General features: G+C 72.4%; 18 protein-coding genes. 8 read left to right on the top strand and 10 right to left on the bottom strand.

The genetic code is table 11. The features are described 5' to 3' along the window. Positions 1 to 2: 2 nt before the first annotated feature. Positions 3 to 1,223 (bottom strand): PucR family transcriptional regulator, encoded by a 1,221-nt coding sequence (locus IEZ31_RS14555; protein ID WP_190250362.1) that lies wholly within the window; start codon positions 1,221 to 1,223, stop codon positions 3 to 5. A 611-nt stretch (positions 1,224 to 1,834) separates the two neighbouring features. Here IEZ31_RS14555 and IEZ31_RS14560 point away from each other — a divergent pair. Continuing rightward, positions 1,835 to 2,629, top strand: coding sequence for a rod shape-determining protein (locus IEZ31_RS14560; RefSeq protein ID WP_190250363.1), 795 nt, complete (start codon positions 1,835 to 1,837; stop codon positions 2,627 to 2,629). A 52-nt stretch (positions 2,630 to 2,681) separates the two neighbouring features. Then, a complete protein-coding gene (locus IEZ31_RS14565; RefSeq protein WP_190250364.1) occupies positions 2,682 to 2,999 on the top strand; it encodes a TraR/DksA family transcriptional regulator in 318 nt (105 codons plus the stop codon). Between the two features lie 418 nt (positions 3,000 to 3,417). On the opposite strand, the gene IEZ31_RS14570 is transcribed toward IEZ31_RS14565, so the two are convergent. After that, positions 3,418 to 3,750 carry an ArsR/SmtB family transcription factor gene (locus IEZ31_RS14570; RefSeq protein ID WP_190250365.1) on the bottom strand — a complete coding sequence of 111 codons (333 nt, stop codon included), beginning with the start codon at positions 3,748 to 3,750 and terminating at the stop codon, positions 3,418 to 3,420. A gap of 217 nt (positions 3,751 to 3,967) precedes the next feature. On the opposite strand from IEZ31_RS14570, the gene IEZ31_RS14575 reads away from it, so the two are divergent. The 3 genes from IEZ31_RS14575 (at position 3,968) to IEZ31_RS14585 (ending at position 7,700) form a co-directional block, all read left to right on the top strand. After that, positions 3,968 to 5,668, top strand: a complete 1,701-nt coding sequence (locus IEZ31_RS14575) for a SulP family inorganic anion transporter (RefSeq protein ID WP_190250366.1) — start codon at positions 3,968 to 3,970, stop codon at positions 5,666 to 5,668. Positions 5,669 to 5,834: 166 nt separating this feature from the next. Continuing rightward, complete coding sequence (locus tag IEZ31_RS14580) at positions 5,835 to 6,206, top strand: roadblock/LC7 domain-containing protein (RefSeq protein WP_190250367.1); 372 nt, start codon at positions 5,835 to 5,837, stop codon at positions 6,204 to 6,206. Between the two features lie 72 nt (positions 6,207 to 6,278). Then, positions 6,279 to 7,700, top strand: a complete 1,422-nt coding sequence (locus tag IEZ31_RS14585) for an NAD(P)-dependent malic enzyme (protein WP_190250368.1) — start codon at positions 6,279 to 6,281, stop codon at positions 7,698 to 7,700. Between the two features lie 49 nt (positions 7,701 to 7,749). Here the strand turns inward: IEZ31_RS14585 and rox are convergent, their stop codons facing one another. Next, positions 7,750 to 9,192 (bottom strand): rifampin monooxygenase, encoded by a 1,443-nt coding sequence (rox, locus tag IEZ31_RS14590; protein WP_190250369.1) that lies wholly within the window; start codon positions 9,190 to 9,192, stop codon positions 7,750 to 7,752. 395 nt (positions 9,193 to 9,587) lie between these two features. Here rox and IEZ31_RS14595 point away from each other — a divergent pair, with 395 nt between their 5' ends. Further along, the gene (locus tag IEZ31_RS14595) at positions 9,588 to 10,721 is read left to right on the top strand and encodes an IS630 family transposase (protein WP_190250370.1); all 1,134 of its coding nucleotides are present in this window, start codon (positions 9,588 to 9,590) and stop codon (positions 10,719 to 10,721) included. 7 nt (positions 10,722 to 10,728) lie between these two features. Here IEZ31_RS14595 and IEZ31_RS14600 read toward each other — a convergent pair whose 3' ends face one another. The 5 genes from IEZ31_RS14600 to IEZ31_RS14620 all read right to left on the bottom strand — a co-directional run bounded on the left by IEZ31_RS14600 (position 10,729) and on the right by IEZ31_RS14620 (position 16,222). Beyond that, complete coding sequence (locus tag IEZ31_RS14600; protein WP_190250371.1) at positions 10,729 to 11,538, bottom strand: alpha/beta hydrolase; 810 nt, start codon at positions 11,536 to 11,538, stop codon at positions 10,729 to 10,731. Between the two features lie 176 nt (positions 11,539 to 11,714). After that, positions 11,715 to 13,841: a xanthine dehydrogenase family protein molybdopterin-binding subunit gene (locus IEZ31_RS14605; protein WP_229835014.1), complete on the bottom strand. Its 2,127-nt coding sequence runs from the start codon at positions 13,839 to 13,841 to the stop codon at positions 11,715 to 11,717. Further along, positions 13,838 to 14,842 (bottom strand): FAD binding domain-containing protein, encoded by a 1,005-nt coding sequence (locus IEZ31_RS14610; protein ID WP_190250372.1) that lies wholly within the window; start codon positions 14,840 to 14,842, stop codon positions 13,838 to 13,840. Before IEZ31_RS14610 ends, IEZ31_RS14605 begins: the two co-directional genes overlap by 4 nt. Next, positions 14,839 to 15,378: a (2Fe-2S)-binding protein gene (locus IEZ31_RS14615; protein ID WP_190250373.1), complete on the bottom strand. Its 540-nt coding sequence runs from the start codon at positions 15,376 to 15,378 to the stop codon at positions 14,839 to 14,841. Before IEZ31_RS14615 ends, IEZ31_RS14610 begins: the two co-directional genes overlap by 4 nt. 313 nt (positions 15,379 to 15,691) lie before the next feature. Beyond that, the gene (locus IEZ31_RS14620) at positions 15,692 to 16,222 is read right to left on the bottom strand and encodes a S1 domain-containing protein (protein ID WP_190250374.1); all 531 of its coding nucleotides are present in this window, start codon (positions 16,220 to 16,222) and stop codon (positions 15,692 to 15,694) included. A 55-nt stretch (positions 16,223 to 16,277) separates the two neighbouring features. Here IEZ31_RS14620 and IEZ31_RS14625 point away from each other — a divergent pair, with 55 nt between their 5' ends. Continuing rightward, the gene (locus IEZ31_RS14625; RefSeq protein ID WP_190250375.1) at positions 16,278 to 16,649 is read left to right on the top strand and encodes an STAS domain-containing protein; all 372 of its coding nucleotides are present in this window, start codon (positions 16,278 to 16,280) and stop codon (positions 16,647 to 16,649) included. A 30-nt stretch (positions 16,650 to 16,679) separates the two neighbouring features. On the opposite strand, the gene IEZ31_RS14630 is transcribed toward IEZ31_RS14625, so the two are convergent. Together IEZ31_RS14630 and IEZ31_RS14635 are read right to left on the bottom strand one after the other, a co-directional pair. Then, entirely contained in the window at positions 16,680 to 17,537 is an 858-nt protein-coding gene (locus IEZ31_RS14630) for a DUF1963 domain-containing protein (RefSeq protein ID WP_190250376.1), read from the bottom strand. A gap of 23 nt (positions 17,538 to 17,560) precedes the next feature. Further along, a complete protein-coding gene (locus IEZ31_RS14635; RefSeq protein WP_229835016.1) occupies positions 17,561 to 18,385 on the bottom strand; it encodes an ion transporter in 825 nt (274 codons plus the stop codon). A 390-nt stretch (positions 18,386 to 18,775) separates the two neighbouring features. Between IEZ31_RS14635 and IEZ31_RS14640 the strand changes: the two genes are divergently transcribed. Further along, on the top strand, positions 18,776 to 19,870 hold the full coding sequence (locus tag IEZ31_RS14640; RefSeq protein WP_190250378.1) for a protein kinase family protein: 1,095 nt from the start codon (positions 18,776 to 18,778) through the stop codon (positions 19,868 to 19,870). Positions 19,871 to 19,987 lie beyond the last annotated feature (117 nt).

Raw genomic sequence — 19,987 nt, forward strand, 5'->3', positions numbered from 1 at the left:
CGTCAGCCAGGGGTCGGCAGCGGGGCAACGGGCCAGTTGAGGATCTTGGCGCCGCGCACGGCGGCCTGCAGCGTGAAGCGGTGCTCCGGGTCGGCCGGGTCGTAGCCGGTCAGGGTCTTCACGCGGGCCAGCCGGTAGGTGACGGTGCGGACCGACACGTGCAGCCGTTTGGCGGCCTCCGTGGCCACGGCGCCGGCGCGGAAGTACACGTCGAGGGTGTCCAGCAACGGTTGCGCGCCGCCGCGGCTGTGCACGAGCGGGCTGAGCACGGCGGCGACCAGGTCGACGATGGCGGGCTGGTCACGCAGCAGCACCCGGTAGACCAGCAGGTCGTGGGCGCTGACCACCGGGGTGTCGAGGTGGAGGCGGGTGGCCATGGCCAGCGCCTCGCGAGCCTCCTCGTAGGAGCGGGCGATGCCGTACAGCCCGGGGTACGGCCGGCCGACCGTGACCTGCCACGGCCGGCCGTGGCGGAGCCTGTTCAGCTCGTCGTGCATCAGCCGGCCCAGCTCCTGACTGCTGCCGCCGCCGGCCTGTGCCGACTCTGCCGGCGCCAGCACGACCAGCAGGCCCTCCTTGGTGGCGACGAGGACGTCGCGGTCGCCCAGGCGGTCGAAGATGACCGCCTCCAGCGCGCTGATCGCGGCGTCGGTGTCGGGCAGGCGCTCGCTGGGTGCGGCCAGCGCCACCTGGTGCACCCGGGCGAGGTCCAGTCCGAACGGCTCCGCCCGCTCGACCAGCCCGCCGAGATCGGAGTCGCCGCGCAGCAGGTCGTCGATGACTTCCCGGCGTAGGGCCTCCTCGCGGCGGACCAGGTCGCGGCGGGCGTCGGCGTAGCCCTCGGCGAGGGTGGCAACCGCGTCGTCGATGACGGACAGCACCGCCGCCGCGGCCGTGCGCACCACCTCGCTGTCGCGGGAGCCCACCACGATCGGCAGGTCCTGCCACAGCCGTCGCGCCGCGGACAGGTACAGCTGCACCACCCGCCCGGCGGAGATGCCCTGCTGTGCGGCCTGCCGACCGAGCCGCCCGACGGCGTCCAGCTCCGCCCGCTTGGGGCGCCGCCCGGTCACCGCGGCGTCGGCCAGCAGCGGCAGGTAGTCGCCGAGCAGGTCGACCGGCACCCCGCCGGCGTCGTGGCTGGCGCTCTCCGCGACGTCGACCAGCCACGCCTCGCGGCTCGTAGCCGCCTCGTCCTTCCGGCGAGAACTCCGCGCGGTCATCAACGCACCTCCGACTGCTCGACGGGCACCCGCCCGCCACCGACTTCCCCGGCGAGCATGCCGAACACTGGCACAGATTGCCGACGACCGGCCAACAGCGGCAAACATTCTCCCAGCCAGTACCGCTGGCAGGGCCATCTGCGGCCGGCGAAGCCGGACGACATTGCCGATGACCGGCAATCTGGCCGGTGCGAGCTTGCCGACCGGTGTTGGTGCGAATCGGTGGCCGGTGGCCGATGCTGGAGTTTCATTTCGGCACGGCTTTGCAGGGGTGGTGGCGATGACGACTGGCACGTCCTACAGCATGCGCAGCGCCGCCCCGGCCGCTGCCTTATCGTCCCGGCGTTCGTCGCCGCCCGGCGGCAAGGGACTGCCGAGCAGCGCGCGCTGACCGTCGGGCCGGCACCGCACGCAGCGGTCGACGCCGGCGGGCCGGATCCAGCCATCCGCGCAAACCCTTCCGCACCTGCCCTCGGCGTACCCGGAACCTGCATCAACCAACCTCCGGCGGCGTCATGGAGACGCAATGGACCGCGTTCGGGCATTCCAGATTCGGGCATTCGAGATTCGGGCATTCGAGAGGAGAACCAGTGCTCACCAGACCGACTCACATGACGACCCTCGAACGCGGGATGACGCTTTCGGCGCACGGCACCCCGGCCCTCCAACTCGCGGCCGTCGGGGTCGACCTCGGCAGTGCCAACACCCGGATCTGGGCGGCCGGGCACGCCACGTTGCACGCCACCTACCCGACGCCGGCCGGCGCGGGACGGTCCGGCCCGGTCGACCGCGGCCGGATCACCGACCCGAAGGCGATGCAGGGGTTGCTGTCCGGTCTGCTCGGTGAGCGGCGACGGCCACTGCCCTCGGGCATGGTCGTGGTGGCGTGCCGGCCCGTCGGCAGCGACCCGCGAGGCGAACGGGCCATGCGTGAGGTGCTCACGGCAGTGCTCGAGCCGGCCCGGCTGCTGTTCATCAACACCGTGCGCGCCGCCGCGATCGGTGCCGCCGCGGCACCCGGTCCGCTGCTCATCGCCGACGTTGGAGCGCACCTGACCGAGGTCGCCGTGCTCTCGGACGGCATCATCGTCGCCGCCGAACGGCAGGACGTCGGACTGCACGACGACGCCGATGGACCGGACCCCGATGCGGCGCTCGTCGCGGCCGTCACGGGCCTCATCGGCCAGGTGCGCCGCCGGCCGGGCGACCGCCGGGCCATCGCGGCCGCGGTGCGCGGCGGCCTGCTGCTCGTCGGCGGCGGCGCGGCCCGCCCCCGGCTGGCTGCCCGCATCGCCGGCGCGACCGGCATCCCTGTCCGCCGTCCGGCCGCACCGCAGCTGGCCGCCGTGCGCGGCGCGGCCCTGGCCGCCTCCGCCGCCCTGCGCCACAGCGCCGCACGGCCCTGACCGGCGCACATCCGACCGACGTTCGCTTTTCGGACAATTCGATGGGAGATCCATGAGTATCGCCGCCGACCCAGGCATCGACACGTTGCGCCAGACGCTGGAAGAACACCTGCGCCAGCAATCCGAGGAGCTCTCCGCGCTGACCGCGGCCAGCACCGACCCCGGCAGCACCGGCGAGGATCCGAACACCATCGCAGCGCGCACCGCCGCGGCCCGCCGCGCGATCCAGGAGATCAGGGCCGCGTTGTCACGTATCGACGCCGGCACGTACGGCCGCTGCGAGCGCTGCGCTCAGCCGATTCCCGCCGCCCGGCTGGAAATCCGGCCGCACGCCCGGTTCTGCGTGCCCTGCCAGGCCCGCGAAGCCTGACGGACCGCACCACCGGACCCGAGCGGACCGGCCCGCACGCCGGCATCGCCGCCGCGGGCGGGCCGGTGCGACGCCAGCCGTGCTGCGGTCGGCGGTGGACCCCGGCGGGAGCCACCCGGCCGCCGCACCGGCCCACCCACGTCTACCAGTGACCCCGACCGATCGGGGATCGATCAGCCAGGTTCGCGGCATGACGCACCAAACCTGACCGAACGGACGACCCGTTCCGGTTCGGCGCCGGTGAGCGGGTGAACCCCCGATCGACCCGCCCACCGGCTGACACACCCGAACCCCCAACATGCCGGGCCGGCAGAGCAGGAGAGCAGGACCGGCCCGGCGACCGCCCGCTACCCCACGCGCGGTGCCTTGAACCTGCAGTTCGCCGCCGGCATCGTGCACATGCTGAACGCGCGGCCGGCTACTCGCTGTGGGTGCGGAGTTCGACGAGCAGGCCGTCGCGGTCGGTGAGCAGGGACTTGAGGATTCTTCGTCCGGCTGCGAGCAGGTCGGCGACGTCCGGGGTGCTCAGGGCATACATCACCAGGGGGCCGTCACGGTAGGACGTGACGATGCCGGCGCGGCGCAGGACCGCCAGTTGCTGAGAGAGGTTCGACGCCTCGACCTCGATCTCGGCGAGCAGGTCACGGACCGGCCGGGGGCCGTCCTGCAGCAGCTCCAGCACGCGGATCCGCACGGGGTGGCCAAGGGTGCGGAACATTTCCGCCTTCGCCTGATACAAGGGCACGGACATGTCTGCGGTCACCTCCACCCGGCCTCTCGCGCAAGGTTAGCAGTCGGCCGACGGCGAGCACGGCGATCACCATCCGGCCCGAATGCCCCCTCGCCGGCCCCGGGAACGGGCGACGAGCAGCCCCTGCCGGCCCGGGTCCGGGAGCCCCGACTTGAAGACTTTATCAACTGATAAAGTCTTCCGACAGTTGCGCGGGGCGTTCGACGGAGGTGGCGGCATGGCGATCCGCACGACGGCTGTCCGCAGTACCACCGCCCGGGTGACCGGCCTGCTGCCCCAGCGGTCGGACTGGACGGCGGCGCGCCGCAACCCGCGACGCGACCTGATGGCGGGTGTCACCGTCGCCGTGGTGGCGCTGCCGCTCGCCCTCGCCTTCGGCGCCTCCTCCGGGCTCGGGGCACGGGCGGGTCTCGTCACCGCTGTCGTCGCCGGGGCGGTGGCCGCGGTCTTCGGCGGCTCGAACCTGCAGGTGTCCGGGCCGACCGGCGCGATGACCGTCGTTCTGGTACCGGTTGTCGCCACCTTCGGGCCGACCGGTGTACTCATGGTCGGGGCGATGGCCGGCGTCGTGCTGCTGGTGCTCGCGCTGGCCCGCTTCGGCCGGTACGTGCGGTACCTGCCGACCCCGGTGATCGAAGGGTTCACCGCCGGGATCGCCGTGGTGATCGCGCTGCAGCAGGTGCCCGCCGCGCTCGGGATCGCCGACGCGCACGGCGAGAAGGTGTGGGCGCTGGCCGCCGACGCCGTGGTGCGCTTCACCGCCGACCCTGCGCCGGCCCCCCTGCTGATGGCGCTCGGCGTCGCCGCGGCGATGCTGCTCGGCGGCCGCTGGCGCCCGCAACTGCCGTTCTCGCTCATCGCCGTCGCCGCGGCGACGATCCTCGCCACGACGCTGCACCTCGACGTGGCCCGCATCGGGGCGCTGCCGGCCGGCTTGCCCGCCCCGTCCCTGGACTTCCTCGATCCGCACGCAATCGCCCGCCTGGCGCCCTCCGCGCTGGCCGTGGCCGCCCTCGCCGCGCTGGAGAGCCTGCTCTGCGCCACCGTCGCCGACGCGATGAGCGTCGACCAGCACCACGACCCCGACCGCGAACTGTTCGGCCAGGGCCTGGCCAACCTCGTCACCCCGATCTTCGGCGGGATCCCGGCCACCGCGGCCATCGCGCGCACGGCCGTCAACGTCCGGGCCGGCGCCGGCTCGAAGCTCGCCGCGCTCTCCCACGCCGCCGTCCTGGCCGCGATCATCCTCGTCGCCGCGCAGCTCGTCTCCGGCATCCCCCTGGCCGCACTCGCCGGGGTCCTCCTCGCCACCACCGTCCGCATGGTCGAGGCCAGCGCACTGCTCGCGCTCGCCCGCTCGACCCGTGGCGACGCGCTCGTGCTCGCCCTCACCTTCGCGGTCACCGTCGCCGTGGACCTCGTCACCGCGGTCGCGGTCGGGCTCGGCGTCGCCGTCGTGCTCGCGCTGCGGGCCGTGGCCCGCACCGCACGGCTGGAACAGGTCCCGCTCGACACCACCGACCACAGCGACGAGGAGCATCAGCTGCTGAGCGAGCACATCGTCGCCTACCGGCTCGACGGGCCGCTCTTCTTCGCCGCCGCCCACCACTTCCTGCTCGAGCTCTCCGAGGTCGCCGACGTCCGGGTCGTCATCCTGCGCATGTCGCGGGTCACGACCGTCGACGCGACCGGCGCGCACGTGCTCGGCGACGCCATCTCCCGGCTGCGCCGCCGCGGCATCACCGTCCTGCTGTCCGGCATCGCCCCGCACCACGACCAGGTGCTCACCGCACTCGGCGTCGCGGACCGGCTGGCCCGCTTCCCCGACACCCCGGCGGCCATCGCACACGCCCGGGCGCTCCTGGGAGCCAGCACCAGCGGGGCGCCGTCCGACCAGCCGACGGGCGACCGACTGTGAATGGTTCACGAGTTGCAAACATCGTCATGTCGGCGGCCGCGGTACCAAATATTTCTCCTGCCCGCCGGCCCTGGACGGACACGGTGTGCGACTGGCAGCGCGGTGCACCGGCAATGCTCTGCCGCACGGCGTACACGACGCCGCTTCCGGACCGAAGGGCGCTGCCATGCCAGAGATGGATGTCGCACTGAAGGACGCCATGCAGATCGACGGTGCCGTCGGTGCCGCGCTCGTCGACTACAACAGCGGCATGGCCCTCGGCACCGCCGGCGGCAGCCGCGACTTCGACCTCACCGTCGCGGCGGCCGGGAACTCGGACGTCATCCGGGCCAAGCTCCGCACGATGGAGATGCTCGGCATCGACGAGGCGATCGAGGACATCCTGGTCACGCTGAACGACCAGTACCACCTCATCCGCCCGCTCTCCGGGCGGTCGGTGCGCGGCCTGTTCCTCTACCTGGTGCTGGCGAAGTCACGCGCCAACCTGGCCCTTGCCCGCCACCACCTGAAGCGCATCGAGTCCACGATCGACATCTAGCGGCGCCGGAGCAGCCGGCCTCCGGCGTCGATGGGGCGCAGCGACTCGAAGACTTGATAAACTCTGCAATTGATGAAGGCGTCGACCGGTGGCCAGCAACGCCCGGGTGGCAACCCGGCGTTCGCCATGGTGCTCACCGTCCGCGCCGACACCCAGGACGAGGCAGTGTCGTCGCTGGACTTCCTCGAGCCCGGGTGGGGTGTGGCTGCCGTGCGCCACGACGGCACCGGCGACCTGCCGGGCCGGCGGCAACTGCTGGTCCAGGTCGGCGACGAGGCGGCGCTGCACCGCCTGCGCCGCGCGGCGAGCCTCGACGGCCGGGTCGTCGCCTGCACGGATCGGCTGCGGGCGATGTCGGCGGGCGGGCCGATCGAGGTGCGGCCGCGGCCGGCGTTCCGCGCGGCCGAGGACCTCGCGCTGCTGTACACACGCGGCGCGGCTCGCCTCGCGGCCACCATCGCCGCCGACCCCGGCACCGCCTCCGAGCTGACCGGCCGCTCGAATCGCGTCGCGGTGATCAGCGACGGCAGTGCCGTGCCCGGCCTCGGCGACCTCGGGCCGACGGCCGCGCTGCCGTCGCTGGAGGCCAAGGCGGCGCTGTGCGCGCGGCTCGCCGGCATCGACGCGGTGCCGATCTGCCTCGACATGGGCCTCGCCCGCGACGCCGATGGCACCGTCGCGGCGGTGCGGGCGATCGCCCCGACCTTCGGGGCGATCATCCTGACCGGCATCGCCTCCCCCGTGTGCTCCGACATCGAGCGCCGGCTGCGGCTCGCGCTGGACATCCCGGTGTTCCACGACGAGCAGCACGGCCTCCCGGTTGTCGTCCTCGCCGGGCTGCGCAACGCATTGCGCGTCGCGGACAAGCACATGAGCACCGCCCGCGTCGTCATCCTGGGCACCGGCGTGACCGCCGGCGCGGTCACCCGGCTGCTGCTGCACGCCGGCGTCAGCGACGTGACGGTCTGCACCCCGCACGGCATCCTCGGCCCGCAGCTGCGCGACCTGCCGGCGCAGACGGCGTGGCTGGCCCAGCAGACCAATCCACGCCGGCTGCACGGCCCGCAGGCGCAGGCCCTCGCCGGCGCCGACGCCGTCGTCGACCTCAGCCCTGCCGCGCGGCTGGATCAGCAGCTGCTGGCGACGATGGCGCAACCACCGGTCGTGTTCGCCCTCTCCGGCCCCGAACCGCCGGCCGGGGCGACCGCGATCACCGCCACCGACCGCCCCGGCCACCCGAACCACATCACCGATCTGCTCGCCTTCCCGGGCATCCTGCGCGGCCTGCTCGACGCCGGAGCACCGCGAGTCACCACCGACATCCTGCTCGCCGCGACCGACGTCCTCGCCGGTCTCGTCAGCGAGGACGCGCTCGGTCCGCACCGCCTGCTCCCCGACGTCCTGGATCCCCAGGTGCCACCCACGATGGCCGCCGCGGTGGCCGCCGTGGAAGCGTCCCGCTGCCGCGCCCGGCCCCGCCGCACAGCCGGTTGAACCCGGCCGGGAAGCCTGCCGCGCTGGTTGAGCCTCCGCTCGCCGCCGGTCAGCGCTCCCGCACCGTCCCGTCGGCGGGCTTGCCGAACCAGCGGGAGAGCTGATCGTCCAGGTCCTGCTGATCGTCGCCGATCCAGGCGACGTGGCCGTCGGGGCGTAGCAGGACGCACGGAACATCCAGTGCCGCAGTGGGATCCGCGAGGTAGTCGACCCGGTCCGACCAGCCGCCGACGGTCAGGCGTTCGGTGCGGTCCAGCAGCAGGCCGCGGCCGCGATGCAGCAGGCCGTAGAGGTGGCCCTGTTTCACGTCGATGTCGGGCAGGCGGCGGCCGAGCAGGTCGGGGCCTGCGCCGAAGTCGTAGCGGATGCCGATCGCGGTGATCTTTTCGATCAGATAGCGGTTCACCTCGTCGAAGTCCATCAGCTCGGTGAGCAGCCTGCGCACGGCCTGCGGGCCCGGTTCGGTGGACAGCAGCTCCATCTGCGCGCGGGTGTTGTCCAGCACGTCCTCGGCGACCGGATGACGTTCGGCCTGGTAGGTGTCCAGCAGTGTGTCCGGCGCCCAGCCGCGGATCTGTGCGGCCAGTTTCCAGCCGAGGTTGCATGCGTCCTGAACGCCCAGGTTGAGACCCTGTCCGCCGATGGGTGGATGGATGTGTGCCGCATCGCCGGCCAGCAGCACCCGCCCGACCCGATACCGCTCGGCTAGCCGTGTGGCATCCCCGAAGCGGGACAACCAGCGCGGGGAGTGCACGCCGAAATCGGTTCCGGCGATGGTGCGCAACCGGTGTCTGAAATCCTCGAGGGTGGGCGGTACCGCACGGTCGCTGACTCCCGCGGCGGGGACGATGACCTGATACACCCGTTCGCCGAAGGGCCTGAGGCTGAACCGCCTGTCGGTCTGGGCGATTTCGGCGACCTTGGCGGCGATCTCCTCCTGCGGTACACCCACTTCCAGCTCGCCCATCAGCGTCTCGGTCCGCGAGGGCTCGCCGGGGAAGCCGACGCCGAGCCGTTTGCGCACCGCACTGCGCCCGCCGTCACAGCCGACGAGATAGCGCGAACGCAGCCGTTCCCCGTCGGCCAGCTCGACGGTCACGCCCTCGTCGTCCTGCTCGAGATCGACCACCGCACAACCGCGCCGGACCTGCGCACCCAGTTCGATCGCATGTTCTTCGAGCAGGTGGACGATGACCGGCTGCGGGATGCCCAGCAGATAGGCGTGCGCGGAATCCAGGCCCGCGGGCGCGGGTTTGTTGATGGCGGCGAAGAAGCCGGCGGCCGGACGCCGCCTTCCACGTTCGAGCATGCGCTCCAGCAGGCCGCGCATGGCCATCAGCTCGATGCTGCGAATATGCAGACCGACGATGCGGACGAACGACACGGGCTCGGTTTCCTTCTCCAGGACGAGCACCCGCACGTCGTGCAGCCGCAGCTCGGCGGCCAGCATCGCGCCGGTCGGCCCGCACCCGGCGATGATCACGTCGAACATGAGGGGCGCGGTGAACTGCGAAGAGTCCATAGGTGTGGCCTTTCGGGAGTGCCTTGGTGGCGAGGCGCTCCCGGCGACACCTACGTCAATCGCCCGACCGTGACGGGAAGGGGGAGCACCCACATCGATACAGCGTTCATGGGTCTCACCTCCTCGGACGGTGTCGCGGTCAACTGCAAGCTACAAGCCCGAGCATCGTCCCGTCCAGTGCTTTCCCCGCCACGCGATCACGACTCCGAACCGCCCGTGCGTACCGAATCCGTCCGGGCGGCCGGTTCGGTGGCGTCCGACAGCGGTGCGACCTAGTGCCGCATCTGGTCACGTTCGCCTCGTTCTGATCGACACTCCGGCTGGGATCCCACATCAGCGGTCGTGGTCAGTTGAGGCTGTGCAGCGTGGCCGGACCGGTACGCGTGCGTGAGATTGACGATGACGAAGGACGTCGGTTGCTGCGGATCGTGCGTCGCGGGACCGGGTCGGTGGTGACCTGGCGGCGGGCACAGATGATCCTGCTCTCGGCGCAGGGCATGGACCCGGTCCGGATCGCCGAGGTGAGCTTCACCAGCCCGGACCGGGTCCGGGATGTGATCCACAACTTCAACGCTGACGGGTTCGACTCGCTCTACCCCCGTTACCGCGGTGGGCGGTCACCGACGTTCACCCTGCCCCAGCGACGGGAGATGAAGAAGATCGCCAAGTCCAGGCCGGTCGAGCACGGCCTGCCGTTCTCGACCTGGAGCCTGGCCAAACTGGCCGACTTCCTGGTCGCCGAGGGGGTGGTTGACGACATCAGCATCGAGGGGCTGCGGGAGATCCTGCGCGCCGAGGGGGTGTCCTTTCAACGGATAAAGACCTGGAAACACTCCCGGGATCCCGACTACGCGGCGAAAAAGGCCCGGGTGGAGCACCTGTACGCCATCGCCGACGGCGAGGTCATCCCCGAACCCGGCGAGCCCAGCGTGGTATTCAGCATGGACGAGTTCGGGCCGCTGAACCTGCAACCGCACCCCGGCCGGCAGTGGGCCGAACGAGGCGGCCGGCACAAGGACCCCGACCGTGATCCCAGGCCGCGCCGGCGGGCCACCTACACCCGCCCGCACGGCGTGCGGCACCTGTTCGCCGCCCTCGACCTGGGCCGCAACGTCATGTACGGGCATGTCAAGAAACGCAAGAAGCGGGCACACTTCCTGGAGTACTGCCGCTACCTACGCTCGCTGTATCCGCCGCACGTGCGGATGGCGATCGTCTGTGACAACTACAGCCCGCACCTGACCACCAAGACGGACGCCTCAGTGGGTGACTGGGCGGCGGCCAACAACGTCGAGATCGCTTACACACCAACGAATTCCTCGTGGTTGAACCGCATCGAGGCACAGTTCACCGCGCTGCGGTACTTCACCCTCGACGGCACCGACCACAGCAGCCACACCGAGCAAGCCGGCATGATCCGCCGCTACATAGCCTGGCGAAACCGCAACACCAACAATCCACGTCTACGCCGCATCGTAGAGAGGGCGAACGTAGCCTGACGCGGCACTAGATCGCGCCGCGGCCGAGGACGTCGTCGAGGAAGTCGGCGCCGGCCTCGGTGAGGGTGCCGACCTCGACGGAGGCGCCGGCGAAGACGTGGCCCGCGCCCTCGACGGGCAGCACGTCACACCGCACGCCCTGTGCTCGCAGCGCCGCGGCGAAGCCGAGCGCCTCGGCGAACGGGACGGTCTCGTCCTCGGTACCGTGGATGAGCAGGAACGGCGGGGCATCCGGGTGGATGTTGTGCAGGGGGCTCGCGAGCCGCGCGAGGGCCGTGCGCTCGGCCAGCGGCCCGCCGAGCAGGATCGCCGGAAACGTGAACGGGTCGTCCTGGTTGCGCAGGTTGGACAGGTCGGCCGGGCCGTACCAGAGGATGACGGCCTGGATCGCGGTCTCAGCGGCACCGGTGAGGCCGGCGACCGCCGCGAGCTGGCCGCCGGCTGATTCACCCAGCACAGCGAAGCGGCCCGGATCGATCCGCAACGCCGAGGCGTGGTGACGCAGCCAGTGGACGGCCGCGTCGATGTCGGCCTGCTGGGCGGGGTAGGTGGCCTCCAGCGCCAGCCGGTAGTCGACGTCGGCGACGGCGTAACCTCGGGCCACCATCCGCTCGTGGAACTGCTGATCCACGGTCCACACCCGGCTGCCGGTCATCCAACCGCCGCCGTGAATCCACAGCACGACCGGAAACGGGCCGTCGCCTGGCGGCACGTGCAGGTCGAGGTGCAGCGGGCGGTACCCGAGCGGGGTCGAGACCACGCAGTTGGCGTGGGTGAGCGTCTTGCGTGGCACGGGGACGGGCTGAACATCGGTCACGGGCTGAGAACCTTCTCGTCGGGGGTGGTCTCGTCGGCTCGGGAACACGGCACGACGGAACCTGCTACAGCGACGTGTGCCGCTCGCCTCATGAACGCATCCTAGAAGCAGATCATGATCAGCGAGGCCCGGTCACGCCCGGCCGGGACCCGGCTGGGCTCGGTACGTGCCGGACGTTACGCGGCGCTGACGGCTTCCGGGCGGTCGCGGGCCGCCGCGGGCTCGATGGCCCGGCCGAGGCCGATCGGCAATGTCCGCTGCCGGATGCCGGTGGCGTGCCACACCGCGTTGGCGATCGCCGCACCGGTGCCGGCCGTGCCGATCTCACCGAGGCCGTTGAACCCGGACGGATCCTGGGGCTCGTAGTCGGCCACGAAGTCGGCCTCGATGTCCGGCACGTCGGCGTGGGCGGCGATGTGGTAGCCGGCGAAGTCGGCGGTGACGAGGCGGCCGGTGATCGGGTCGCGAACGGCCTCCTCGTGCAGCGCCATCGACAGGCCGCCGATCATGCCGCCGATCAACTGGCTGCGGGCCAGCAGCGGATTGATCACGCGGCCTACGGCGAACATGCCGAGCAGCCGGCGCACGCGTACCTCCCCGGTCGCCGGGTCGACGGTGACCTCGGCGAACACGGCACTGTAGGTGTATCGCTCCTCGTCCGGCTGCCAATTGATCAGCGGTGTCGTGTCCACCGTGGCGGTGACCGGCGTGGTGGAGCCGGGCAGCCGCTCGCGCAGCGCCTTCGCGGTCTCGGTGACCGCGAACGCCCACGACGTCGTGCCGCGGGATCCGCCGGCTCCGGCCGCCATGCCGAGGTCGCTGTCGCCGAGGTGCAGGCGGATCCGCTCGGTGCCCACACCGAGGGCGTCCGCGGCCACGGCGATCAGCACGGTACGTGCCCCGGTGCCGATGTCGGTGGCGCCGACCCTGACGGAGAACGTCCCGTCGGTCTCCGCGGTGATCGTTGCCGAGGACGGGAAGACCCCGGCGATGAACGCGACGGCGGCAACGCCGGTGCCGACGAGCAGGTTGCCCTCCCTGCGGACCCGGGGACGAGGGTCGCGCTGGGCCCAGCCGAACCGGCGGGCGCCTTCCCGCAGGCAGGTGACCAGGCGGCGGGTGCTGAACGGACGGCCGGACACCGGGCTCACCGACGGCTGGTTCAGCAGCCGCAGGTGCAGCGGGTCGAGCTGCAGCCGTTCGGCGACCTCGTCGACGGCCGACTCGAAGGCGAACGAACCGGGAGTCGCGCCGGGTCCGCGCATGGAGCACGGCGGCAGGATGTTGAGGGGTACCGCGCTGAGCTCCGTGCGGATCGCGGGTGCCGCATAGAGCGTCCGGGCCTGCTCGGTGCACCACTCGATGTACTCGGCGAGGGGCGACAGCGCGAACGCCGCGTGGTGGTGGACGGCTCGGAGCCGCCCCTCGGCGTCGGCGCCGATCCGGACGCGCTGTTCGGTCGGCGGCCGCGACCCGGTGGCCAGGAACACCTGCCGACGGGTGAACGCGACGCGCACCGGCCGCTCGAAATGCTCGGCGGCCAGCGCCGCCAGGATGATCTGCGCCCCGCAGATGGTCTTGCCGCCGAAGCCGCCGCCGACGTGCTCGGCGCGGATATGCACCCGCTCCCGGTCGATGCCGAACAGCGCGGCCATCACCTGGGAGACGCCGAACGGCCCCTGGTTGGAGTCCAGCGCGTGGAGCTGGCCGTCCTCCCACCAGGCGGTCGCCACATGCGGTTCCATGGCGCCGTGGTGCTCTTCCGGCGTGCGGTAGACCTCGTCCACCACCACTGCCGACGCCGCAAGCTCGCCCTCCAGGTCGCCGATGTCGGCCTCCGGGCCGAACAGGGTGGACGCGGGGCGTACGGCGGGGTGGTGCATCGAGAACGCGAGGTCGTGGGGCTCGGTGTCGTACGTCACCCGCAGCCTGGCCGCTGCGGCGCGGGCCTGCTCCGGTGTTTCCGCCACCACCAGCGCGACGGGCCGGCCGGCGTACGCGATGACGTCGTCCTGCAGCATCGGGAGACTGCGGTCGGGGCCGAAGTGCTGGCCGACGTCGGGGTTGAGGCGCCGCGCGGTGCGGTGGTCCAGCACTCCCAGGACACCCGGGTGGGCGAGCGTGTCGGTGGCGTCGATGTCGCGGATCCGCCCGCGTGACACGGTGGCCGTGACCATCCAGCCGTGCGCCAGGCCGGGCACCGCCAGGTCCGCGACGTACGGGGCGGAGCCGGTCACCTTGAGGCGGCCTTCGACCCGGGGGCGCGATTCGCCCACGGCAGCCGTCATCCAGTCGGGGTTCATCCGTTGCGCTCCTCTCCGGCATCCGCCGCGAGCTCGGTCAGCACCGCTTCGATCAGGTTGCGGGCCAGGGTCACCTTGTAGGCGTTGTCGCGCAGCGGCTCGGCGGCGGCGAACTCGACGTCGGCGGCCGCGCTGATCCGCTCGGCCGTGGCCGGACCGCCGCGCAGCGCGGACTCGGCCAGTCGCGCCCGCCACGGCCGCGCCGCCACGCCGCCGAGGGCCAGCCGCACGTCGCGCACCACGCCGTGCTCGACGTCGAGGGCCGCGGCCAGGGACACCGTGGCGAACGCGTACGACGCGCGCTCGCGGACCTTGCGGTAGCGCGACCTGCGGGCGACCGCAGCCGCCGGCACCTCCACCGCCGTGATCAGGGCCCCGTCGGGCAGGGCGGTCTCCCGGTCCGGGCGGTCGCCCACCGGAAGATAGAACTCCGACAGCGGGATCGTCCCGATGCCGTCCAGCGTCTCGTATCGCACCACCGCATCGAAGGCGGTCAGCGGCACCGCCATGTCCGACGGGTGCGTCGCCACGCAGTGCTCCGTCCAGTCGAGGATCGCGTGGTTGTGGTTCGACCCGTTGAACGCGGAGCATCCGCTGCCGGGAACCCGCTTGTTGCACGGCTCCGACGGATCGGCGAAGTAGGCGCAGCGGGTGCGCTGCAGCAGGTTGCCCCCGACGGTTGCCATGTTGCGCAATTGGCCCGAGGCCCCGGCCAGGATCGCCTGGCTCAGCGCCGGATACCGGCTGCGCACCTGCGCGTCGGCGGCGACCGCACTGTTGGTGGCGGTCGCACCGATCACCAGCCCGCCGTCCGGCGTCCCATCGATCTCGTGCAGCGCGAGGCTTCGGATGTCGACGAGCCGGGCGGGCGACTCGACGCCGGCTTTCATGAGGTCGACGAGGTTGGTGCCGCCGGCGAGGAACCGCGCGCCGTCGTGCTGGGCCACGAGGTTCAGGGCATCGCGGACCTGCGTGGTCCGCGCATAGGCGAACGCTCTCATCCGGCCACCGCCGCACGGGCGGAGGCCTCGAGGATCGCCCGCACGATCGACGGGTACGCGCTGCAGCGGCACAGGTTGCCGCTCATCCGCTCGCGGATCTCCTCTTCGGTCAGTTCCGGCTTCCGTTGCGGCGAGCCGTCACGGGTGACCGCGCTGGGCCAGCCGGCCGCGTGTTCGGCGAGCATCCCGACCGCGGAGCAGATCTGTCCCGGCGTGCAGAATCCGCACTGGAATCCGTCGAGGCGGACGAAGGCCTCCTGGATCGGGCGCAGCTCGCCGTCGCCGGCCAGGCCCTCGATGGTCGTGACGGCTGCGCCGTCGGCGGCGACGGCCAGGGTGAGGCAGGAGACCACTCGCCGCCCGTCGATCAGGACGGTGCACGCGCCACACTGTCCATGATCGCATCCCTTCTTCGTGCCGGTGAGGCTCAAGTCGTCCCGCAGCGCGTCGAGCAGCGTCCTGCGGTTGTCGACCGCCAGTCGGTGCGGCACATCGTTGACTCGCAGTGCGATCTCACTGCGCGTGTCATCGGTCATCGCGGTCCTCTCACCAGCTGCTCGAAGCCCACAGGTCAGATCCCGGGTTCCTCATGCCGGCCGGCCTCCGGGTGCGCCGTGACGACGGCGCTGCGCGGCGGCCCCATGGTGTCCGGAGGAGTGGGCAACAGGCGTTTCACACTGGTGATGAACACTATGCGAGTTCGCCGGGTCTGCCTCGCCCAGAAGTCTCGAACCTTTGCCTGATCCTGCGCCTGTTCCCCGGATCGGGGATCGGGAGATCATGGGCCGCCTACCTGCCGCTCGGGCCGGCCGATGCCGCCCGGTTCCGGCGGTTCGATCGGGTCGAACCCTAGGCCGGCCCGTACGGCGCGCTCAGCCGTTGATGGATGATGCACACGTCGCCCGGCGAGACCGTGACCCGCACCGCGTCGCCGAGCACGACCTTGCGGCGGTAGCGCCACATGCGGGTGCTGCGCAACGCGGGCAGCCGGCTGCCGTCGGGGAACGTCACCTCGTAGCGGTCCCCGGGCAGCACCGCCGCGACCACACCGCGGCGCTCGACCGCGTTCAGCGCCGCGTGCACACCGAAGGCGATCAGCTGGTCCCGGGTCAGCGGACGGCCGGCGGCGACCGCGTCGAGGGCCTCCTGCGTCCGTTGCGGGTCCGCCGGACGGCGGCGGCGCGACAGCAGGACCAGCGCTACCCCGGCCAGCACCAGCAGCGCGAGCACCGCGCCGTGCGGCCACAACCGCATCTGGTCGCCCCCTTTCGTCAGCCGCAGGTCGGCGAGGATGGACGCCGCGGCGTCACGGTACTCCGCGAAGGCCTCCGGCTCGATCCCGGCGAGCGCTGCGGAGGTGGCCACCGTGGCTTTCGTCATATGATCGCCATGAAAGCGCGGAACGTCCGCCACACTGCTGGCGAACGCTGCTGACATGACCGCAGAACGCGCACCGCAGGAACCGGCCACCCCGACGGCGGCGAGCCCGGCCGGCCATGTCGAGGTCCTGGTCACCGAGCGGCTCGACGTGGCCTCGGTCCGCCGGTGCCAGGCGATGCTGGCCCACGCGTTGAGCCGGCATCCGGCGCGCCTGATCGTCGACCTCTCCCGGTGCTCCGGGATCGACGCGACCGGCATCGGCGTGCTGCTCGACGCCCACCGGGCGCTGTGGCGGCAGGGCAGCCGGTTGACGCTGCGCGCCGTGCCGCCCGAGGTCTGGCGGATGTTCGTCCTGGCCCGGGTCGACCACGTGTTCGACGTCGTTGCGCAGGAGTCTGCGGCCGCGGTGCCGCCGCAGGCCGGGTGAGAGACCCGGCGCCCGCGGCGGACGACCGCGCTATCCGTCGTTGCCGTATGGGCGGCGCAGGGTGAAGAACACGCGGTCGAGGCGGCCGGCGGCGAGGTCGTCCGCGCGGATGAGCCAGTACAGCAGTACCGCGTCGTCGCCGTGCCAGGCGATGTCCGGGTCGCCGCGGTCGAACTGGGCCAGCAGCCGCCACCGCAGCGCCTCGGCCCGCAGCGCCGGGTCGCGCCAGCCGGCAGCACCGCCGAGCGACGCGGCTGCGGCGTCGAACTCCACGGAGTCGCGCAGTGGCTGCGGGTGGCCGCCGAGCCGGTGGTCGGGCTCCGGGCCGGCGAGCGCCGCGGCGAACCGCAGGGCCTGCAGCGGATGCCCGGGCTCGGTCACCGCGTCGCCGAGCGCCTGGAACACGGCCGGATGGTCGCCGGCCGGGGCCGTGACGCACGCACGCGCGGCCAGCCGGGTCCGGTCGTAGGCGTTGCCTTGCGCCGGGGTGGCGCGGCGCCGCACCGCCTGCCCGGCCGGCACGTGCACGAGGCGAGCCGCCCCGGGCGGAGGCGGCTCGTCCGGGTCGGCGTCGTCCTCGAAGAGCGCCTCGTCGACGAAGAACAGCAGGTGCCCCCGGTCCGGCAGCCCGGCGCCCGCCGTGGGCAGCGCGGCGCAGTCGACGGTCGCGACGTGGTACAGCGGCCGCCCGTCGTCGGTGACCGGCCACGGCACGTCGTCCGGCAGCGCCGGCTCCCCGCCGAGCTGCCCGACGATCGGGGTGAGCACGTCACCGACCGGTACCGGGACGAGGCTCACGGCCGGCAGCCGCAGCGCCAGCCACCGCTCGGCGACGTCGGCGGGCAGGTGCTCGCGGGCGATGGCCACCAGTTCGTCTTCGGTTCGCACCCGGGCAATGCTGGCACGGCCCGTCAACCCCCGGGCCCACGGTCGATGCGAAGGTCGCGTTCCAGCTCCTGCAGGAGCGTGCGCAGGTCGTCGAGGCGCTGGCTGATGGCGATGCGGTCGATCTCGTCGGGCACGCCGTCGCCGTCGCCGTCGTAGTCCGGGGACAGGCCGTCGGTCATCTCGAGGCGGCGGGCCTCCTCCATCGAGTTGACGATGACGGCGATGAGGATGTTCATCAGCAGGTTCGCGGTCAGCAGCACGTAGCTCATGTAGTAGACGAGCGTCCAGGGTGACAGCTCCATCCCCTGCTGGATCAGCTCCGGCAGCGTCTCCAGCGACAGCAGCACGAACAGGGTCAGCACGGCGCGGCCGATGGTCCCGTACTCCTGCGGATAGGTCTCGCCGAAGATCAGCCACCCGGCCATCCCGTACACGTAGAGCGTGACCAGGGCCAGGGCCAGGAAGCCCCCGACGCCGGGGAGGCTGCGCAGCAACGCGGTCACGATCGTGCGGAGCCCGGGCGAGAAGCGGACCAGGCGGACCACGCGGGCGATGCGGATCACCCGCAGGGCGGCCGAGTCGCCGTGGAGGCCGGGCACGAACGCGGCCGCGATCACGACGAAGTCGAAGACGTTCCAGCCCTGCTTGAAGAAGTCCTGCGGCCGGCGGCCGTGGGCGAGGATCCGGATCGCGATCTCGGTGACGAACGCAACGCGGAAAACCCACTCCAGCTCGTCCAGCAGCGTGCCGATCGCGCCGAGGTGTGGATAGGTCTCGACGGCGAGGACCAGCGCGTTGGCGCCGATCAGCAGCACGATCGCCACCTCGAACGCCCGCGACTTCGTCACGCCGGAACACCATTTCGCAACCCGCGCCAGATCGATCACCGGAAGATCACACCGTTCCGGGGCATCGATCGGCAAGTGGCTGATCACGCAGCGCCACGCCTGCCCGTCGGACAGCGCGGCGCGGCGGCCACGAAATTCGTCACATGATCGCCATAAAAGCGCGGAACGTCCGACATACTCGCGGAGAACGCTCGCAGGCGTGCCCGCACAACATGCCTCCCCGGGCGACGTCGAGATGTCCGGCGCCGTGACGAGACCGTCGCCGGCATCCTCCTGCGCGCGGCCGGGCCACCGGCGGGCGCGACTCGGCGACTAGCCGCCCGTTCAGCGGAGGTTTCCGCAGGCTGCCGCATGCCCGTACCGAGCCGGCCCGAGGGAGGTGCCGAACCAATGCTGCTGGAAGGCCGCTACCGCCTGCTCCACCGGTCCGGCGCCGGCACCAGCGCCGAGCTCTGGTCGGCGCAGGACGAACTGCTCCGCCGCAGGGTCGCCGTGCGCGTGCTGCCCCCCGGCCGGGCGGGAGCGACCGAGCGGTTCCTCGCCGCCGGACGCCTCGGCGCGCGCCTCGCCCATCCACTCGTGGCCGCCGTGTACGACGTCGGGATCGCCGACCTGCCGGACCGCGGCCGCACCCCGTACATCGTCATGGAGTTTGCCGACGGCCACCCTCTGCCCGAGCCGGAACCGGCGGGCTGGCGGCGTGCCGTCAGGGTCGCAGCCGACGTCGCCGCGGCGCTGGCCCACGCCCACGGCCAATGGGTGGCGCACGGCAACCTGAGCCCGGCGAAGATCGTGCTGACGGACGTCGGCGTCAAGGTGATCGGCTTTGGGGTCGACGTCGCCGACGACCTCGACGCGCCCGCTCGCGACGTCCACGCGCTCGGCCTGCTCCTCGCGCCCGTCGCCGGCCCCGGCACGCCGGCCGAGCTGGCCGGGCTGGTGCGACGCTGCCTCGCCGACGACCCGGCCCGGCGGCCGTCCGCCGCGGACGCCGCCGGGCTGCTCGACCAGATCGCCACCGCCCCGGTGCCACCCGCTGCCGAGATCGGCGCCGAATCCGTACCGGCGCCGGGCTCCCCGCGACGGTGGACGAAGCGGACCACGCTGGTCGCCGGCGCCGCCGCCGTCACCGTGCTGACGTTGCTGGCCGTGGCGCAGGCGGCACCGGGTGCGCTGCCCTGGTTCGACCGGCTGCCACAGCAGGCCACGGTGCCGGCCCCCACGGACGGCGTGTGCGACGAGGTCCCGATCGCCCAGCGGTTCTGTGCACCGGTAGCGACGCCGCCGCACCGGCCGCCGACCACCGCCTCGGTCGGTCCGCGCCGCACAACCCGGCCGGGCGTGCCGAACCCGCCGCCGACACCGTCCCCGTCCCCCTCGCCCGCGGTCTCGTCGTCGGCGCCGGCCGACTCCCCGTCGCCGCCGGAGTCACCCGAGACGCCCGCGTCGTCACCCGTGACGGCGCCGTCATCGACATTGCTCTGACCGAGCCCGACCGCTATCCGTCTACCCCGAGGAAATGCTCCGTGTTCCCCGCCACGTCTCATGCCGCCGAGGCCCCGGCGCTCGACCGCCGGTGCCGCGCCGGTGCGGTTGCTCCGC

This window comes from Dactylosporangium sucinum, assembly GCF_014647515.1.
Lineage (GTDB): Bacteria > Actinomycetota > Actinomycetes > Mycobacteriales > Micromonosporaceae > Dactylosporangium > Dactylosporangium sucinum.